Origin of the sequence: Bradyrhizobium sp. JYMT SZCCT0180 (assembly GCF_018130165.1) — a bacterium.
Taxonomy (GTDB): domain Bacteria; phylum Pseudomonadota; class Alphaproteobacteria; order Rhizobiales; family Xanthobacteraceae; genus Bradyrhizobium.
The window spans coordinates 171,840-189,407 of record NZ_JAFCLZ010000004.1 but is presented as its reverse complement, the minus strand read 5'-3'; the positions used below and the strand labels follow the sequence as shown (position 1 = coordinate 189,407).

14 protein-coding genes are annotated in these 17,568 nt (G+C 63.3%); 11 read left to right on the top strand and 3 right to left on the bottom strand.

Going from position 1 to position 17,568, the window contains the following annotated elements; all coding sequences use genetic code 11:
• Positions 1-175 precede the first annotated feature (175 nt).
• The 9 genes from rimP (at position 176) to JQ641_RS07790 (ending at position 11,411) form a co-directional block, all read left to right on the top strand.
• Entirely contained in the window at positions 176-952 is a 777-nt protein-coding gene (gene rimP, locus JQ641_RS07830; protein WP_211995419.1) for a ribosome maturation factor RimP, read from the top strand.
• Positions 953-955: 3 nt separating this feature from the next.
• Positions 956-2,569 carry a transcription termination factor NusA gene (gene nusA / locus JQ641_RS07825; protein WP_211995418.1) on the top strand — a complete coding sequence of 538 codons (1,614 nt, stop codon included), beginning with the start codon at positions 956-958 and terminating at the stop codon, positions 2,567-2,569.
• A 15-nt stretch (positions 2,570-2,584) separates the two neighbouring features.
• A complete protein-coding gene (locus JQ641_RS07820; RefSeq protein WP_211995417.1) occupies positions 2,585-3,268 on the top strand; it encodes an RNA-binding protein in 684 nt (227 codons plus the stop codon).
• A 59-nt stretch (positions 3,269-3,327) separates the two neighbouring features.
• The gene (infB, locus tag JQ641_RS07815; RefSeq protein WP_211995416.1) at positions 3,328-5,982 is read left to right on the top strand and encodes a translation initiation factor IF-2; all 2,655 of its coding nucleotides are present in this window, start codon (positions 3,328-3,330) and stop codon (positions 5,980-5,982) included.
• Between the two features lie 157 nt (positions 5,983-6,139).
• Positions 6,140-6,553, top strand: a complete 414-nt coding sequence (rbfA, locus tag JQ641_RS07810; RefSeq protein ID WP_211995415.1) for a 30S ribosome-binding factor RbfA — start codon at positions 6,140-6,142, stop codon at positions 6,551-6,553.
• A 5-nt stretch (positions 6,554-6,558) separates the two neighbouring features.
• On the top strand, positions 6,559-7,710 hold the full coding sequence (gene truB / locus JQ641_RS07805) for a tRNA pseudouridine(55) synthase TruB (protein ID WP_502754938.1): 1,152 nt from the start codon (positions 6,559-6,561) through the stop codon (positions 7,708-7,710).
• Positions 7,711-7,712: 2 nt separating this feature from the next.
• A complete protein-coding gene (rpsO, locus tag JQ641_RS07800; RefSeq protein WP_027538116.1) occupies positions 7,713-7,982 on the top strand; it encodes a 30S ribosomal protein S15 in 270 nt (89 codons plus the stop codon).
• A 316-nt stretch (positions 7,983-8,298) separates the two neighbouring features.
• Entirely contained in the window at positions 8,299-10,458 is a 2,160-nt protein-coding gene (gene pnp / locus JQ641_RS07795) for a polyribonucleotide nucleotidyltransferase (RefSeq protein ID WP_192736266.1), read from the top strand.
• 200 nt (positions 10,459-10,658) lie between these two features.
• The gene (locus JQ641_RS07790; RefSeq protein WP_211995413.1) at positions 10,659-11,411 is read left to right on the top strand and encodes a superoxide dismutase; all 753 of its coding nucleotides are present in this window, start codon (positions 10,659-10,661) and stop codon (positions 11,409-11,411) included.
• Between the two features lie 84 nt (positions 11,412-11,495).
• Here JQ641_RS07790 and katG read toward each other — a convergent pair whose 3' ends face one another.
• Positions 11,496-13,634: a catalase/peroxidase HPI gene (katG, locus tag JQ641_RS07785; RefSeq protein WP_211995412.1), complete on the bottom strand. Its 2,139-nt coding sequence runs from the start codon at positions 13,632-13,634 to the stop codon at positions 11,496-11,498.
• A 103-nt stretch (positions 13,635-13,737) separates the two neighbouring features.
• On the opposite strand from katG, the gene JQ641_RS07780 reads away from it, so the two are divergent.
• Together JQ641_RS07780 and JQ641_RS07775 are read left to right on the top strand one after the other, a co-directional pair.
• Complete coding sequence (locus JQ641_RS07780; protein WP_211995411.1) at positions 13,738-14,673, top strand: LysR substrate-binding domain-containing protein; 936 nt, start codon at positions 13,738-13,740, stop codon at positions 14,671-14,673.
• Between the two features lie 251 nt (positions 14,674-14,924).
• A complete protein-coding gene (locus JQ641_RS07775; protein ID WP_211995410.1) occupies positions 14,925-15,521 on the top strand; it encodes a glutathione S-transferase family protein in 597 nt (198 codons plus the stop codon).
• 143 nt (positions 15,522-15,664) lie between these two features.
• Here JQ641_RS07775 and fabB read toward each other — a convergent pair whose 3' ends face one another.
• Both fabB and fabA read right to left on the bottom strand, forming a co-directional pair.
• Positions 15,665-16,888, bottom strand: coding sequence for a beta-ketoacyl-ACP synthase I (fabB, locus tag JQ641_RS07770; protein ID WP_211995409.1), 1,224 nt, complete (start codon positions 16,886-16,888; stop codon positions 15,665-15,667).
• A gap of 79 nt (positions 16,889-16,967) precedes the next feature.
• Entirely contained in the window at positions 16,968-17,495 is a 528-nt protein-coding gene (fabA, locus tag JQ641_RS07765) for a 3-hydroxyacyl-[acyl-carrier-protein] dehydratase FabA (RefSeq protein ID WP_192736260.1), read from the bottom strand.
• Positions 17,496-17,568 lie beyond the last annotated feature (73 nt).

Genomic DNA, 17,568 nt, shown 5'->3' with positions numbered 1-17,568 from the left:
ACTTATGGTTCTCATACGATCGCGTATTGAGAGTGGGCCCTTCGGGACCCGCTCTTTTTTATTACCTGAACGAGCCCAGCCCAGAAGGGCCTCACGGCACAGTTCAGGGAACCGGCCGGATCCGGGTTAGACCCGGCCTAACCTCATGTAAGTAAAGACGCTTTTGACCCTGGACATGACCGAGCCAACTGCTGTTTCAGAGGATCTTGACCTGCTCGCCGAGCCGCGGCTCGTGGTCGAGCCGGGCGTCGCCGCGCGGGTTTCCGCCGTGGCAGGGCCGGTATTGCAGGGCATGGGCTACCGGCTGGTGCGGATCAAGATTTCCGGCGAGGCCGGCTGCACGGTCCAGATCATGGCCGAACGGCCCGACGGCACCATGCAGATCGAGGATTGCGAGGCGATTTCGCGTGCGCTGTCGCCGGTGCTTGATGTCGCCGATCCGATCGAGCGCGCCTACCGGCTGGAGATCTCATCGCCCGGCATTGATCGTCCGCTGGTGCGCCGTTCGGACTTCGAACGCTATGTCGGTCATCTCGTGAAGGTCGAGATGGCACTCGCCCATCAGGGCCGCAAGCGCTTTCGTGGTACGCTGCAGGGCGTCGAGGGCGACGCCGTGCGGCTTCATCGCGACGAAATCCGCGCGGACGAAGATGCGGACGTGCTGCTTGTGATGGAAGACATCGCCGATGCCCGGCTGGTGCTCACCGACGAGCTGATCGAAGAATCGATGCGGCGCGGCAAGGCCGCCGAGCGCGAGCTGCGGCAGAATCTCGGGCTCGAGCCGCCGCCTCCGCCGCACGCCAAGAAAAGCGATCCGGCCAAGAGCAACAAGCCGAAGCCCAAGACACTGAACAAGCCGCTGAAGAAGCCGTTACCGAAAAATACCAAGAAACATCGCCTCGCCGCGCAAGGTTTGCCCGGCGGCGAATTCGATCCCACCGAAGGAGACTGAGCCATGGCAGCTGTCAGCGCCAATAAACTCGAACTGCTGCAGATCGCAGACGCGGTTGCCCGCGAAAAGTCGATCGACCGTGGCATCGTGATCGCGGCGATGGAAGACGCCATCGCGAAGGCAGCTCGCGCCCGCTACGGCAGCGAGACCGACGTTCACGCCGAGATCGACGCCAAGAAGGGCGAGCTCCGGCTGTCGCGCCACATGCTGGTCGTCGACGTGGTCGAGAATTCGTCGAACCAGATTTCGCTGGCCGATGCGCAGCGCGCCAATCCGGGCGCCCAGGTCGGCGACACCATCGCCGACACCCTGCCGCCGCTGGAATATGGCCGCATCGCCGCCCAGTCCGCCAAGCAGGTGATCGTGCAAAAGGTGCGCGAGGCCGAGCGCGACCGGCAGTACCAGGAATTCAAGGATCGCATCGGCGACATCATCAACGGCATCGTCAAGCGCGTCGAATATGGCAGCGTGATCGTCGATCTCGGCCGCGGCGAAGCCATCGTGCGCCGTGACGAGATGCTGCCGCGCGAAGTGTTCCGCAACGGCGACCGCGTCCGCGCCTACATCTTCGACGTCCGCCGCGAAACCCGCGGGCCGCAGATCTTCCTGTCCCGCACCCATCCGCAGTTCATGGCAAAGCTGTTCGCGCAGGAAGTGCCGGAAATCTATGACGGCATCGTCGAGATCAAGGCGGTGGCCCGCGATCCCGGCTCGCGCGCCAAAATCGGCGTTATTTCGCGGGATTCCTCGGTCGATCCGGTCGGCGCCTGCGTCGGTATGCGCGGTTCGCGCGTGCAGGCGGTGGTGAACGAACTGCAGGGCGAGAAGATCGACATCATTCCGTGGTCGCCCGATATCGCGACCTTCGTCGTCAACGCGCTGGCGCCCGCCGAAGTCGCCAAGGTCGTGATCGACGAAGACCGCGAGCGTATCGAGGTCGTGGTGCCCGACACCAACAACCAGCTGTCGCTGGCGATCGGCCGCCGCGGACAGAACGTGCGGCTCGCTTCGCAGCTCACCGGCTGGGACATCGACATCCTCACCGAGCAGGAAGAATCCGAGCGCCGTCAGGCCGATTTCGAGAACTCGACGCGGGTGTTCATGGAAGCGCTGAATGTCGACGAAGTGGTCGGCCAGCTGCTGGCGTCGGAAGGCTTCACCTCGGTCGAGGAACTCGCGCTGGTCGACGTCAAGGAACTCGCCGGCATCGAGGGCTTCGACGAGGAAACCGCCAACGAACTGCAGAGCCGTGCAAAAGAATACCTGGAGCAGCTCGAGACCGAGCTGGAAAACAAACGCAAGGAACTCGGTGTGGATGACGCTTTGAAGACAGTGCCCGGCGTGACCTCGAAGATGCTGGTCAAGTTCGGCGAGAACGACATCAAGTCGGTCGAGGATCTGGCCGGTTGCGCCACCGACGATCTGGTTGGCTGGACCGAGCGCAAGGAAGGCGCCGAGCCGACCAAGTTCCCCGGCATTCTCGACGCCAACGAAATCTCGCGCGACGATGCCGAGCGCATGATCATGCAGGCCCGCGTCATCGCCGGCTGGATCACCGAGGCCGACCTTGCCAAGCAGTCCGAGGCGGCGGAAGCCACCGAAGACCAGACGGCGTAAGGAGATGCCCCGCGCATGCTCGCCATGGTTGACCCCGATCTCGACAACGGACCGCGGACCGACAGGTCCGCGACGATGCGGATGTGCGCGGTCACCCGTGAGGTGCGCCCGATCGACGAACTGATCCGGTTCGTGGTCTCGCCCCAGGGCGAGGTCGTTCCGGACCTGAAGCGCAAGCTTCCCGGCCGCGGCCTGTGGGTCTCGGCATCGCGCCGGACCGTTGCGGAAGCGGTGCGGCGTAACCAATTTAGCAGGGGTTTCAAGCGCGACATCCGGGCCGCTGCGACCCTCCCCGCCGACACCGAGGCTTTGCTGGTTCGAAGCTGCACCGAGGCGCTGGCGATGGTCGCCAAGGCCGGCCAGGTCGTCTCCGGTTTCAGCAAGGTCGAGGGCGCGCTCCGGGACGGGCAGGCCCAGGCCCTTATCCACGCTTCCGACGGGGCGATCGACGGAATCCGCAAATTGGACGCGATCGCGCGGCAAAAGCGTGGAAATGCGGATGATTCGACGGAATTTCCGATCGTCAATGTTCTGACGTCGGCAGAATTGGATTTGGCACTGGGGCGGTCAAATGTGATACATGCTGCCCTGCTCGCGGGCCCGGCGAGCAAGACGTTCCTGTCGCGCTGCCAGATCCTGGTCCGATACCGGATGGCCGATGACGACAAGACCGCCCAAGCGGCCAGAAATTCTGACTAACAAGACGTGCTTTAACGACTGTGCGAATGCGCACAACGCAACAAGATTAGGACTGCTGAATGGTTGATACCAAAACGCCTGGCGACAAGACTTTGAGTGTCCCGACCAAGACCTTGACGCTCAAGCCGCGCGTCGAGACGGGCACCGTACGCCAGAGCTTCAGCCATGGCCGGACCAAGCAGGTCGTGGTCGAGAAGCGCGGCAAGCGCCGCCTCGGCGGCGACGCGCCCGCCGGCGAAACCCATGCGCCCGAGCCGGTGGTCGCCAAGCCGGCGCCGGTCGTCGCCAAGGCACCGAGCCGGCCCTCCGCGCCAGCCGCACCCCGCGCCGGCTCCGGCGTGGTGCTGCGCACGCTGACCGAGGATGAACGCTCCGCGCGCGCCAGCGCCTTGGCCGACGCCAAGGTCCGTGACATCGAGGAACGTCGTCTAGCCGAAGAAGAAGCCAAGCGCCGCGCAAGCCGCGAAGGCATCGAGCAGGCCGAGCGCGAAGCCGCCGAAGCGCGCCGCAAGGCCGAGGAAGAACGTCACCGCATCGAAGAGGAAGCCAAGCGCAAGGCGGAAAGCGAAGCCAAGAAGCGATTTGGAGAAGCCGAAGCCAAGACCGCGACGACGACCGCACCCGGCACCACTACGACCACCACCACCGCGCGTCCCGCGGCCCGGCCGACGGCGTCCGCAGTGCCGCCCGCGCGCGCGCCGGGCGTCGCCGCCGACGCCTCCGATGAGGATGAAGGTCCGCGCCAGATCCGCCGTGGCCCTGGCGGCGCCATGCGCCCCGCCGTGCCGCCGAAGACGACCCACAAGCCCGGGCCGCAAAAGGAACGCGGCCGCCTGACGCTGGTCACCGCCCTCGACGCCGACAATGTGCGCGAGCGTTCGATCGCCTCGTTCCGCCGCCGCACCCAGCGCCTGAAGGGACACGCCTCGAACGAGCCGAAGGAAAAGATCATCCGCGAAGTGGTGATCCCGGAAGCCATCAACATCCAGGAACTCGCCAACCGCATGTCGGAACGCGCGGTCGACGTCATCCGCCTGCTGATGAAGCAGGGCGCGATGCACAAGATCACCGACGTGATCGACGCCGACACCGCGCAGCTGATCGCCGAGGAATTGGGCCATACCGTCAAGCGCGTGGCCGCGTCCGACGTCGAAGAGGGATTGTTCGACATTGTCGACGATTCCACCGACACCGAACCGCGTTCGCCGGTCGTGACCGTGATGGGCCATGTCGACCACGGCAAGACCTCGCTGCTCGACGCGCTTCGCCATGCCAACGTGGTTTCGGGCGAAGCCGGCGGCATCACCCAGCATATCGGCGCCTATCAGGTGACCTCGCCGGAAAGCGGCAAGAAGATCACCTTCATCGATACGCCCGGCCACGCCGCGTTCACCGCGATGCGTGCGCGCGGCGCCAAGGTCACCGATATCGTGATCCTGGTGGTGGCGGCCGATGACGGCGTCATGCCGCAGACCATCGAGGCGATCAACCACGCCAAGGCGGCGAAGGTTCCGATGATCATCGCGATCAACAAGATCGACAAGCCCGACGCCAAGCCAGAGCGCGTGCGCACCGAGCTGTTGCAGCACGAGGTTCAGGTCGAGTCGTTCGGCGGTGAAGTCGTCGACGTCGAGGTGTCAGCCAAGAACAAGACCAATCTCGACAAGCTCTTGGAAATGATCGCGCTGCAGGCCGAACTGCTCGACCTCAAAACCAACGCGGAACGTCCCGCCGAAGGCACCGTGATCGAAGCCAGGCTCGACCGCGGTCGTGGTCCGGTTGCGACCGTGCTGGTGCAGCGCGGAACCCTGCGCATCGGCGACATCATCGTGGCCGGCGCCGAAATGGGCCGCGTCCGCGCCCTTATCAACGACCAGGGCGTCAACATCGACGAGGCCGGACCTTCGGTTCCGGTCGAGGTGCTCGGCTTCAACGGTCCGCCGGAGGCCGGCGACCGCCTCGCGGTGGTCGAGAACGAAGCCCGCGCCCGCCAGGTCACGAGCTATCGCGCCCACCAGAAGCGCGAAAATGCGGCTGCCTCGATTTCCGGCATGCGCGGTTCGCTCGAACAGATGATGTCGCAGCTCAAGACGTCGGGCCGCAAGGAATTCCCGCTGATCATCAAGGCCGACGTGCAAGGTTCGCTCGAAGCCATCCTGGGATCGCTGGAAAAGCTCGGCACCGACGAAGTTGCCGCCCGCATCCTGCATGCCGGCGTCGGCGGCATCTCCGAATCCGACGTGACGCTGGCGGAAGGTTTCAACGCCGCCATCATCGGCTTCTCGGTTCGCGCCAACAAGGAAGCGGCGGCCGCGGCCAAGCGCAACGGCATCGAGATCCGCTATTACAACATCATCTACGATCTGGTCGACGACATCAAAAAGGCGATGTCCGGCCTGCTCGCGCCGACGCTGCGCGAAACCATGCTGGGCAATGCGCAGATCCTGGAAGTGTTCAACATTTCCAAGGTCGGCAAGGTCGCCGGCTGCCGTGTCACCGACGGCACCGTGGAACGCGGCGCCAACGTTCGCCTCATTCGCGACAACGTGGTTGTGCATGAAGGCAAGCTCTCGACGCTGAAGCGCTTCAAGGATGAAGTGAAGGAAGTGCAGTCCGGTCAGGAATGCGGCATGGCGTTCGAGAATTACGGCGACATGCGTGTCGGCGACGTCATCGAGTGTTATCGCGTGGAGACGATCCAGCGGAGCCTGTAAGTCTGAACCTTACGGCTTCGTCGGAAGACATTGTACTAGTTCGACGTCATGCCCGGATTTAATCCGGGCATCCACGTCCCAGAGAATTCAACAGCAAGAACGACGTCAATGGCCGGGAATAGCCCGGCCATGGCCAATTTTTTTTCGAGAGACGGCCATGCCCCGCCACCACAGCAAGAGTTCCGCCCCCGGCGGCTCGCAACGCCAATTGCGCGTCGGCGAAACCGTGCGCCATGCGGTCGCCGATATTCTGTCGCAAGGTAGCGTGCATGACCCCGATCTCGAGGGTCACATCATCACGGTTCCGGAGGTGCGCATGTCACCGGACCTGAAGCTTGCAACCGTCTATGTGATGCCGCTCGGCGGACGCGACACCGATGTCGTGCTCGCGGCGCTCGCGCGCAACAAGAAATTCCTGCGCGGCGAGATTGCGCACCGCGTTAACTTAAAGTTTGCGCCTGATCTTCGCTTTCGCGTCGACGAACGATTCGATGAAGCGGAACGGATCGAGAAATTACTGAGAACACCTGCGGTGCAGAGAGACCTCGCACCCGATTCGGACGACAAGTGATGATTGTGACCACTGCCAACAGCGTGATCGCTTCGGAAAATGCCGAATCGCACGACGCGGAAAAAAATATTTTTACCGAGGCCCGCAACGACGGCAACAGCCGCGTTGGCGAAGAGGTCCGGCGCGGCGACGATACGCGTCGCGGCAATAACGATCCGCGTCAGAAGCATCAGGGCAAGCAACGCCAGAACAATCAGCCGCGCCGCGACAAGCGCGACGTCCATGGCTGGGTGATTCTCGACAAGCCGATCGGCATGACCTCGACGCACGCGGTTGCCGTGCTCAAGCGCCTGTTCCAGGCCAAGCGCGCCGGCCATGCCGGTACCCTCGACCCGCTCGCCTCCGGCGGCCTGCCGATCGCGCTGGGCGAAGCCACCAAGACGGTCCCGTTCGTGATGGACGGCCGCAAGCGCTACCGCTTCACCGTGAGCTGGGGCGAGGAACGCGACACCGACGACACCGAGGGCCGGGCGACCAGGACCAGCGATGTCAGGCCCTCTGCCGAGGCAATCCGGGCGCTGCTGCCGCAATTTACTGGCCTGATTGAGCAGATTCCGCCGCAATATTCCGCGATCAAGGTCCAGGGCGAACGTGCCTATGATCTGGCCAGAGACGGCGAAACCGTCGAACTGAAGCCGCGGCCGGTCGAGATTCACGAATTAACCCTTGTAGAACATGGGGATAACGGCCAATCCGTGTTCGAGGCCGAGTGCGGCAAGGGAACCTATGTCCGGGCGCTGGCCCGCGATATCGGCCGGATTCTGGGCTGTTTCGGCCATATCAGCGCCTTGCGGCGGACCCTGGTCGGTCCATTCCGCGAAGCGGACATGATTCCGCTGGAACAGTTGGAGGCTTTGTGTAATAGAGCCGCGTCGGGCGAGGGCAGCCTCGCCGACGCGCTTTTGCCCGTTGAGACCGCGCTGGACGACATCCCGGCACTGGCCGTCACACGGGCTGATGCGGCAAGGCTCCACCGGGGCCAGGCCGTTTTGTTGCGCGGACGGGATGCGCCCAATTGTAGCGGCACAGTCTATGTCACGGTGGCAGGCCGGCTTCTGGCCCTCGCCGAAATTGGCAATGGCGAACTCATCCCCAAGCGTGTGTTCAACCTGACCGGACTGACTGCCAGTTCCGGTCGTAACGATGAGAAAGTTTGACGATGTCGATTACCGCCGAACGCAAAGCGGAAGTCATCAAGACGAATGCCAACAAGGCCGGCGACACCGGCTCGCCCGAGGTTCAGGTTGCGATCCTGTCGGAACGCATCACTAACCTCACCGGCCACTTCAAGACCCACGTGAAGGACAATCATTCACGCCGCGGCCTGTTGAAGCTCGTGTCGACCCGCCGCTCCCTTCTCGACTACATCAAGAAGAAGGACGAGGCGCGTTACAAGGCGCTGCTCGAAAAGCACAACATTCGTCGTTGATATAAGAGAGTACGCGCGCGCCTGTTGCGCGCGTTTTCGTATGGTCTTCCGGAAGAAACCGGACTCCGAATTCTCGGAGACGATCATGCGCAAGGGCATGATGAAACTCATGTCCGATAGACGTCCAGCAGCAATCCGGCCGCTGGGCAGGGCAAGGTGCCCAGACTACCGAGAGGATGGACGCCATCCGAAATATAAAGACCATGGCAGGATCGCCGGATGCTGATCATTTGTTGCGATCAGTGTCTCGCAATCTTGCGCATGGTCTTTGTGTTTCAGGCGCCCCTGCTTTCGCGAAACCATGAAAGAAATCGAAATGTTTAATGCTCATTCAGTCGAGATCGACTGGGGTGGACGTCCCCTCAAGCTTGAAACCGGAAAGATCGCCCGTCAGGCCGACGGCGCCGTATTGGCGACCTATGGCGAGACCATCGTGCTCGCCACGGTCGTCGCGGCCAAGAACCCGCGCGAAGGCGTCGACTTCCTGCCGCTGACCGTCGACTACCAGGAAAAGACCTATGCCGCGGGCCGCATTCCCGGCGGCTATTTCAAGCGCGAGGGCCGGCCGACCGAAAAGGAGACCCTGGTCTCCCGCCTGATCGACCGTCCGATCCGTCCGCTGTTCGTCGATGGCTGGCGCAATGAAACCCAGGTCATCGTCACCGTGCTGTCGCATGACATGGAGAACGATCCCGACATTCTGGCGCTGGTCGCGGCCTCCGCGGCGCTGACGATCTCGGGCGCGCCGTTCAAGGGCCCGATCGGTGCGGCCCGCGTCGGCTTCGCCAACGACGAATATGTGCTCAACCCGACGCTCGACGAAATGCTCGAGACCCAGCTCGATCTGGTCGTCGCCGGCACCGCCGACGCCGTGCTGATGGTGGAATCGGAAGCCAAGGAACTCAACGAAGACATCATGCTCGGTGCGGTGATGTTCGGACACCGCCACTTCCAGCCGGTGATCAAGGCGATCATCGAGCTCGCCGAGAAGGCCGCGAAAGAGCCGCGCGAAGTCAAGGTCGTCGACGAGAGCGCGCTCGAGAAGGAAATGCTCGGCCTGATCGAGCAGGAGCTGCGCTCGGCCTACGCGATCCCGATCAAGCAGGACCGCTACGCGGCGGTCGGCAAGGCCAAGGAAAAGGTGATGGCTCACTACTTCCCGGAAGGGCAGGAGCCGCAATACGACAAGCTGCGCATCGCCGGCGTGTTCAAGGAACTCGAATCCAAGATCGTCCGCTGGAACATCCTCGACACCGGCAAGCGCATCGACGGCCGCGATTCCAAGACCGTGCGCAGCATCATCGCCGAAGTCGGCGTGCTGCCGCGCGCCCACGGTTCGGCGCTGTTCACCCGCGGTGAAACCCAGGCGATGGTCGTGACCACGCTCGGCACCGGCGAAGACGAGCAGTACATCGACTCGCTGTCAGGGACCTACAAGGAGCAGTTCCTGCTGCACTACAACTTCCCTCCCTACTCGGTGGGTGAAACCGGACGCCTCGGCGGCACCAAGCGCCGCGAAATCGGCCACGGCAAGCTCGCCTGGCGCGCGATCCATCCGGTCCTGCCGCCGCACCACGAATTCCCCTACACGGTGCGCGTGGTTTCCGAGATCACCGAATCCAACGGATCGTCGTCGATGGCGTCGGTCTGCGGCGCCTCGCTGGCGCTGATGGATGCGGGCGTTCCCCTGAAGCGGCCGACCGCGGGTATCGCGATGGGCCTGATCCTGGAGGGTTCGCGCTTTGCGGTCCTGTCCGACATTCTCGGTGACGAGGATCATCTCGGCGACATGGACTTCAAGGTGGCCGGCACCGACCAGGGCATCACCTCGCTGCAGATGGACATCAAGATCGAGGGCATCACCGAGGAGATCATGAAGGTCGCACTCGGCCAGGCCAAGGATGGGCGTATCCACATCCTCGGCGAAATGTCGAAGGCGCTCACCAATGCCCGCGCCGAGCTCGGCGAATACGCGCCGCGCATCGAGACCTTCAAGATCCCGACCGACAAGATCCGTGAAGTGATCGGCACCGGCGGCAAGGTGATCCGCGAGATCGTCGAGAAGACCGGCGCCAAGGTCAACATCGAGGACGACGGCACCGTGAAGGTCGCCTCCAACGACGGCGAGGCGATGAAGGCCGCGATCAAGTGGATCAAGTCGATCGCCTCCGATCCGGAGATCGGCCAGATCTACGAAGGCACCGTGGTCAAGGTGATGGAGTTCGGCGCGTTCGTGAACTTCTTCGGCGCCAAGGACGGCCTCGTCCACATCAGCCAGCTCGCCGGGGCCCGGGTGCAGAAGACCTCCGACGTCGTCAAGGAAGGCGACAAGGTCAAGGTCAAGCTGCTCGGCTTCGACGATCGCGGCAAGACGCGGCTGTCGATGAAGGTGGTCGATCAGGCGACCGGCGAGGACCTCGAAGCCAAGCAGAAGGCGGCGGAAGCCTCGGCGCCCCGCGAAGCGGCCGGCGAGTAAGAGCCTCGACATCGAAAATCAGAAAGGGGCGGCTGCAAAGCCGCCCTTTTTATTTGCCGCAGATGTGATCATGCGCTCTTACGCCGCAGCGCCTAACCCATTTAAAATGAAACCGGAATGGGGCTGACTTCGCAGCTGGAAGCTGGACCCGTTACGATCGTCCGAACCGAGCAACAGGCTCGTCACGCAGGGAGAGACTTATGTCCGCACTTTCGCGCCGTCATTTTTTCAGCGCCGCCGCCGGCCTCGTTGCCGTCGCGGCGGCACCGCGTGTCGTCTTTGCCCAGGCGCCCGCCGCGGCACCTGCGGCTGCCCCGGCCGCGGCAGGTCCGTTCACGCTGCCGCCGCTCCCTTACGCCTTCAACGCGCTTGAGCCGCATATCGATGCCAAGACCATGGAAATCCACCACGGCCGGCACCATGCCGCTTACGTCAACAACCTGAACACCCTCGCCAAGACCAATCCGCAGCTCGGCACCAGCAAGGTGACGGATATTCTCGGCAATCTGAACGCCCTGAACGACGACATCAAATTCGGCGTGCGCAACAATCTCGGCGGCCATGCCAACCACACCATGTTCTGGGAAACCATGGCCCCGGGCGGCGGCAAGCCGGAAGGCGAGGTGCTGGCCGCGATCGACAAGGACCTCGGCGGCCTGGAAAAATTCCAGAACGACTTTAACGCTGCCGGCGGACGTCAGTTCGGCTCCGGCTGGGTGTTCGTGACCGTTGCCAAGGACGGCAAGCTTGCGATCGAAACCCGCCCCAACCAGGACAGTCCGATCATGGACGGCAAGCGCGCACTGCTCGGCAACGACGTCTGGGAGCACGCCTATTATCTCAACTACCAGAACCGCCGCGCCGATTATCTCAAGGCGTGGTGGAACACGGTGAACTGGGCCAAGATCGCGGAGCGCTATGCGGCGGCGAAGGCCGGTACGCTCGGCGTTTGATTGCGCCGTTCATTCCAAAAGTAAAAGGGCGGCTCGTGAGCCGCCCTTTTTTGTCAGTGTTGCGTTGGTCCAGCGCTCAGGTGATCAGAAACGATCGGCGTTCATCACCTTGGTCCAGGCCGCCGCGAAGTCCTTTGCGAACTTCTCTTTCGAGTCCGCGCAGGCATAGACCTCGGCGAAGGCGCGAAGCTGCGCGTGCGAACCGAAGATCAGGTCGACGCCGGTAGCCGTCCACTTGACCGCCTTGGTCTTCCGGTCGCGGCCCTCGTAGACGTTGTCGCCCGACGGCTGCCACTCCGTGCTCATGCTGAGCAGATTGACGAAGAAATCGTTCGTCAATGTCCCCACCTTGCTGGTGAAGACGCCGTGCTTTGATCCGGCATTCGCGCCGAGTACGCGCAGGCCGCCGACCAGCGCGGTCAGCTCGGGTCCCGTCAACCGCAGCAATTGCGCACGGTCCACCAGCGCTTCCACGGGCGCCAGGAACTGATGCTTCTTGCCGTTGACATAGTTGCGGAAGCCGTCGGCACGCGGTTCGAGCGGAGCAAAGGAAGCGACGTCGGTCTGATCCTGCGACGCATCCATGCGCCCCGGTGTAAACGGCACCTTGACGTCGACGCCGGCATCCTTTGCGGCCTTTTCGACCGCCGCGGAGCCGCCGAGAACGATCAGGTCGGCAAGCGAAACCTTCTTGCCGAACTCCTTCTGGATCGCCTCCAGCTTCTGCAGCACCGTGTTCAGCTCGGCAGGCTGGTTGACCTCCCAGTCCTTCTGGGGGCTGAGACGAATACGCGCGCCATTGGCGCCGCCGCGCTTGTCGGAGCCGCGGAACGTCGATGCCGACGCCCATGCGGTCGAAACGAGCTGCGACACCGACAGGCCCGAGCCGAGAATCCTGGTCTTCAGCGCGGCGATATCAGCATCGCCGATCAGCGGATGATCCACCGCCGGGATCGGGTCCTGCCAGATCAGCGTTTCCTTCGGCACCAGCGGGCCGAGATAACGCACGACCGGACCCATGTCACGGTGCGTGAGCTTAAACCAGGCACGCGCGAACGCATCTGCGAACTGGTCCGGGTTTTCGTAGAAGCGCCGCGAAATCTTCTCGTAAGCGGGATCGAAGCGCAGCGACAGGTCGGTGGTCAGCATCATCGGCAGATGCTTCTTCGACTTGTCGAAGGCGTCCGGGATCGTGGCTTCCGCGCCCTTCGCCTTCCACTGCTTGGCACCGGCCGGACTCTTGGTCAGCTCCCATTCGTTCTCGAACAGGTTCTTGAAGAACAGATTGCTCCACTGCGTCGGCTGCTGCGTCCAGGTGACTTCGGGGCCGCCGGTGATGGTATCGGCGCCGATGCCGGTACCATGCTTGCTCTTCCAGCCGAGGCCCTGATCCTCGAGAGCGCCGCTTTCCGGGTCCGACCCCACCAGCGACGGATCGCCGGCACCATGGGCCTTGCCGAAGGTGTGGCCGCCGGCAATCAGCGCAACGGTCTCTTCGTCGTTCATGGCCATGCGGAAGAAGGTTTCGCGGATGTCTTTCGCCGCCGCGAGCGGATCCGGGTTGCCGTTCGGGCCTTCCGGATTGACGTAGATGAGGCCCATCTGCACGGCGCCGAGCGGCTCGGAGAGCTGGCGTTCGCCGCTGTAGCGTTCATCACCCAGCCAGGTGCCTTCGGGGCCCCAGAACAACTCTTCAGGCTCCCAGACATCGGCGCGGCCACCCGCAAAACCGAAAGTCTTGAAGCCCATCGATTCGAGCGCGACGTTGCCGGCGAGAATCATCAGGTCGGCCCACGAGATCTTGCGGCCGTATTTCTGCTTGATCGGCCACAGCAACCGGCGCGCCTTGTCGAGGTTGGCGTTGTCAGGCCAGCTGTTCAGCGGCGCGAAGCGCTGCTGGCCGGCCCCGGCGCCGCCGCGGCCGTCCGTGATGCGGTAGGTGCCGGCGCTGTGCCACGCCATGCGGATCATCAGACCGCCATAGTGACCGAAATCGGCCGGCCACCATTCCTGCGATTCCGTCATCAACGCGGTCAGGTCCTTGACCACGGCATTAAGGTCGAGGCTCTTGAATTCCTTGGCGTAATCGAACGCCGTGTCCATCGGATCGGACAGGGAGGAGTTGCGGTGCAGAACCGAGACGTCCAGCGCATCCGGCCACCAGTCGCGGTTCGTGGGTCCGCCTTTGCCGCCCGAGAACGGGCATTTTGTTTTGTCGTCCATGATTGCCTCCTGAGGGCCGCTTCCGGTGAGATTGGAAGCACTCTAAGAGCCGCTTTCCATCAGGGGAAGTTGATTTTAATGATCGAACCGATAAGATATTCTGATGATCCAGATGACGCTCAGACAGCTCCGCTATTTTGATGCGCTGGCCCGTCACGGCCATTTCGGGCGCGCGGCGGAAGCCTGCTCGATCTCGCAGCCGGCCCTGTCGATGCAAATCAAGGAAATGGAGCAAGCGCTCGGCGGCGCGCTGCTGGAACGAAGCGCGCGACAGATCACGCTGACGGAATTCGGCGAAGAGATCGTCCAGCGTGTCCGCGACATCCTGCGCTCGGTCGATGAACTCGGCGACTTCGCGCGCGCGGCGCAGGACCGGCTTGCCGGACGGCTGCGCATCGGCATGATCCCGACGATCGCGCCTTATCTGTTGCCGAAAGTGATCGAGAACCTCGCGCGCATGCATCCGGAACTCGACATCCACGTGCGCGAGACGCTGACGCCGAAGCTGATCAAGGAGGTCGTGGAGGGCCGGCTCGATACGGCGATCGTGGCATTGCCGGTATCGGAGCCATCGCTGACCGAGGTCGCGTGCTTTTCCGAGAACTTCCTCTTGGTGCGGCCGGGCGAGGACGAGGGCACGCCGGTGCCGAGCCACGAGACGCTGCGCGAGATGCGGCTATTGCTGCTCGAAGAGGGACATTGTTTCCGCGACCAGGCGCTGTCGTTCTGCAACATGCAGTCGCCGCCGCGCGAGGTGCTGGACGCAAGCTCGCTGTCGACGCTGGTTCAGATGGTCGGCGCCGGCATCGGCGTCACCCTGATTCCGGAAATGGCGGTCACGGTGGAAACCCGCTCGGCACAGGTCTCGGTCGCGCGGTTCTCTAATCCGCAACCGTCGCGGACCATCGGCATGGTCTGGCGCAAGACCAGCCCGCTGGCCGCACAGCTGCAGCAAATCTCGGAAGTGGTCTGCCTCGCCGCCGACGCCCTGCGCGAACAGCGCAAGGCAAAAGCCTCGCCGAGAAAATCGCGGGCGTGATGAGCGAAGGCCTCACGGCCGCGCTTAATTTTTGCTAGCCGTGCCTCCTGCCGCCCAACTACCTCAAAGACAATTGAGCAGTGGCTCTCCTGATTCGCCCGAAATCGCCGGCCAGTCGACCGCCCGAAATAAAGTTGACCAACATATCGCTCGACGTTGAACCGTTCGTCCTAGGCGTAGTGCGTTGCCAATTCGCGTCAGACGCGCAATGAAGATGGCATTGTCCGCCCCCGCCGATGAAAGGTTCCGCCATGATGCAGCTTTATTGGTCGCCCCGTTCGCGTTCGTTTTCCTCGCTGTGGCTGTTCGAAGAGACCGGGCAACCCTATGAACGCGTGCTGACGGACATCTCGACCGGCGCACAGCGCAAGCTCGAATATCTGGCGATCAATCCGATGGGCAAGGTGCCGGCGCTCCGTGATGGCGAGGCCACGCTTGCCGAGGCCGCCGCGATCGCGGCCTATGTCGCCGAGCGCTATCCGGAAGCGAAGCTGGCGCCGAAGCTCGGAGATCCGCTGCGCGCAAAGTATCTCTACTGGCTGTTCTTCAGCCCCGGTTGTATCGAGCCTGCGATCGTGCAGCTCGCGACCAAGATCGAGATGAATCCGGTCGCGGCCGGCTGGGGCGATTCGCAACGCGTGATCGACGTGCTCGACAACGCGCTGGAGAAAGGTCCGTGGATTCTCGGTGACAATTTTTCCGCAGCCGACATCATCATTGGCTCCGGGCTGAATTTCGCCGTGCGGCTGTTCAAGATGGTGCCGTCACGCCCCTCGTTCGACGCCTACATCGATCGATGCGCGGCGCGGCCGGCGTTCCAGCGCGCCGAGAAGATTGCGGCTGGTTGAACGTTCACGGCTCTCGTCACCGGCAAATGTCGTAGGGTGGGCAAAGGCGCGCCTTCGCGCCGTGCCCACCATCTATCGATAGAACGTTGGCTTGAACGGTGGGCACGCTCCGCTTTGCCCACCCTACGTACCCGCGCTTGGGGTCACGCATCCATGCGCTTGAACACCAGCGTGGCGTTGGTGCCGCCGAAGCCGAACGAGTTCGACAGCACGGTGCCGAGCTTGGCGTTGTCGATGCGCTTGCGCACGATCGGCATGTCGGCAAACACCGGGTCGAGCTCGGTGATGTTGGCGCTCTCGCACACGAAACCGTTGTTCATCATCAGCAGCGAATAGATCGCTTCCTGGACGCCGGTGGCACCGAGCGAATGTCCGGTCAGCGCCTTGGTCGCCGAGATCGGCGGGCATTTTTCGCCGGTGCCGAACACCCTGCGGATCGCCTCGATTTCCGGCGGATCGCCGGCGGGCGTCGAGGTGGCGTGCGGATTGATGTAGTCGATCGGCGTCTTCACGGTCTCCATCGCCATCCGCATGCAGCGCTCGGCGCCTTCGCCCGACGGTGCCACCATGTCGTAGCCGTCAGACGTTGCGCCATAGCCGACCACTTCGGCATAGATGCGCGCGCCGCGCGCTTTGGCATGCTCGAGTTCTTCCAGCACCACCACGCCGGCGCCGCCCGCAATGACGAATCCGTCGCGGCTGACGTCATAGGGACGCGACGCGGTGGCGGGCGTGGCGTTGTATTTCGAGGACATCGCGCCCATGGCGTCGAACAGCACCGACAGCGACCAGTCGAGTTCCTCGCAGCCGCCGGCGAAGATCACATCCTGCTTGCCGATCTGGATCGTCTCATAGGCATTGCCGATGCAATGGTTGGAAGTCGCGCAGGCCGACGAGATCGAATAGTTCACGCCCTTGATCTTGAACCAGGTCGCCAGCGTGGCTGAGGCGGTCGACGACATCGCCTTCGGCACCGCGAACGGCCCCACGCGCTTGGGACCCTTGGTCCTGGTGATATCGGCCGCTTCGACGATGGTGCGCGCGGACGGTCCGCCGGAGCCCATAATGATGCCGGTGCGGACGTCGGAAACTTCGGTCGGGCCGAGACCGGAATCCTGGATCGCCTGCTCCATCGCGATGTGATTCCACGCCGCGCCCTCGCCGAGGAAGCGCATCGCGCGCCGGTCGATGACATCGGCGGGATTGATGGACGGAGCGCCCTGCACCTGCGAGCGGAAGCCGAGCTCGGCGTATTTTTCCGCGCGCGTGATCCCGGATTTTGCCTCATGAAGGCTCGCAAGCACTTCCTGGGTGTTATTTCCGATGGATGAGACGATGCCCATCCCCGTGATGACAACCCGCCTCATGATCGCCTCGTCCTGTCGTTTGCGTTTTGTGTGATGGCCGCCGTCAAACCGAATGCCGCCTTATTGCAGAGCCGGTAACCTACGCTCCCGGCAATGCGGCACCCTGCTTTAACAGCCCCACCCTCAGATCCTTCGCGCGATAGATAATCTCGCCGTCGGCCGAAAGCCAGCCGTCGGCGATGCCCAGCCAGAGCTTTAGACGCATCACGCGCTTGATATCGACGTTGTACACAATCTTGCGGACGTTCGGCATCACTTGACCGGAGAACTTCAGTTCGCCGAGGCCCAACGCCCGGCCGCGGCCCTCGCCGCCGGTCCAGCCGAGATAAAAGCCGACCATCTGCCACAGCGCGTCGAGGCCGAGACAGCCCGGCATCACCGGATCGCCCTTGAAATGGCAGCCGAAGAACCAGAGGTCCGGGTTCACGTCAAGTTCGGCGCGAACGATGCCCTTGCCGTATTCCCCGCCGGTTTCGGAAATTTCGGTGATGCGGTCGAACATCAGCATCGGCGGCAGCGGCAATTGCGCATTTCCCGGGCCGAACAGCTCGCCACGGCCGCAGGCCAGCAAATCCTCGTATTCGTAACCGCCGCGGCGATCCAGCATCGTTTCAGCCTCTCTAAGATGTCCCGATGGAGCGCTTTCGAGCGAACCGGACCGGTTTCCCGCGGGAGAATGA

Bases quoted from the DNA above. Each gene is read 5' to 3' on its own strand.
- JQ641_RS07820 (WP_211995417.1), top strand. From the start codon at position 2,585: ATGCTCGCCATGGTTGACCCCGATCTCGACAACGGACCGCGGACCGAC.
- pnp (WP_192736266.1), top strand. From the start codon at position 8,299: ATGTTTAATGCTCATTCAGTCGAGATCGACTGGGGTGGACGTCCCCTC.
- infB (WP_211995416.1), top strand. From the start codon at position 3,328: ATGGTTGATACCAAAACGCCTGGCGACAAGACTTTGAGTGTCCCGACC.
- fabB (WP_211995409.1), bottom strand. From the start codon at position 16,888: ATGAGGCGGGTTGTCATCACGGGGATGGGCATCGTCTCATCCATCGGA.
- rbfA (WP_211995415.1), top strand. From the start codon at position 6,140: ATGCCCCGCCACCACAGCAAGAGTTCCGCCCCCGGCGGCTCGCAACGC.
- rpsO (WP_027538116.1), top strand. From the start codon at position 7,713: ATGTCGATTACCGCCGAACGCAAAGCGGAAGTCATCAAGACGAATGCC.
- rimP (WP_211995419.1), top strand. From the start codon at position 176: ATGACCGAGCCAACTGCTGTTTCAGAGGATCTTGACCTGCTCGCCGAG.
- JQ641_RS07780 (WP_211995411.1), top strand. From the start codon at position 13,738: ATGATCCAGATGACGCTCAGACAGCTCCGCTATTTTGATGCGCTGGCC.
- JQ641_RS07790 (WP_211995413.1), top strand. From the start codon at position 10,659: ATGTCCGCACTTTCGCGCCGTCATTTTTTCAGCGCCGCCGCCGGCCTC.
- fabA (WP_192736260.1), bottom strand. From the start codon at position 17,495: ATGCTGGATCGCCGCGGCGGTTACGAATACGAGGATTTGCTGGCCTGC.
- JQ641_RS07775 (WP_211995410.1), top strand. From the start codon at position 14,925: ATGATGCAGCTTTATTGGTCGCCCCGTTCGCGTTCGTTTTCCTCGCTG.
- katG (WP_211995412.1), bottom strand. From the start codon at position 13,634: ATGGACGACAAAACAAAATGCCCGTTCTCGGGCGGCAAAGGCGGACCC.
- nusA (WP_211995418.1), top strand. From the start codon at position 956: ATGGCAGCTGTCAGCGCCAATAAACTCGAACTGCTGCAGATCGCAGAC.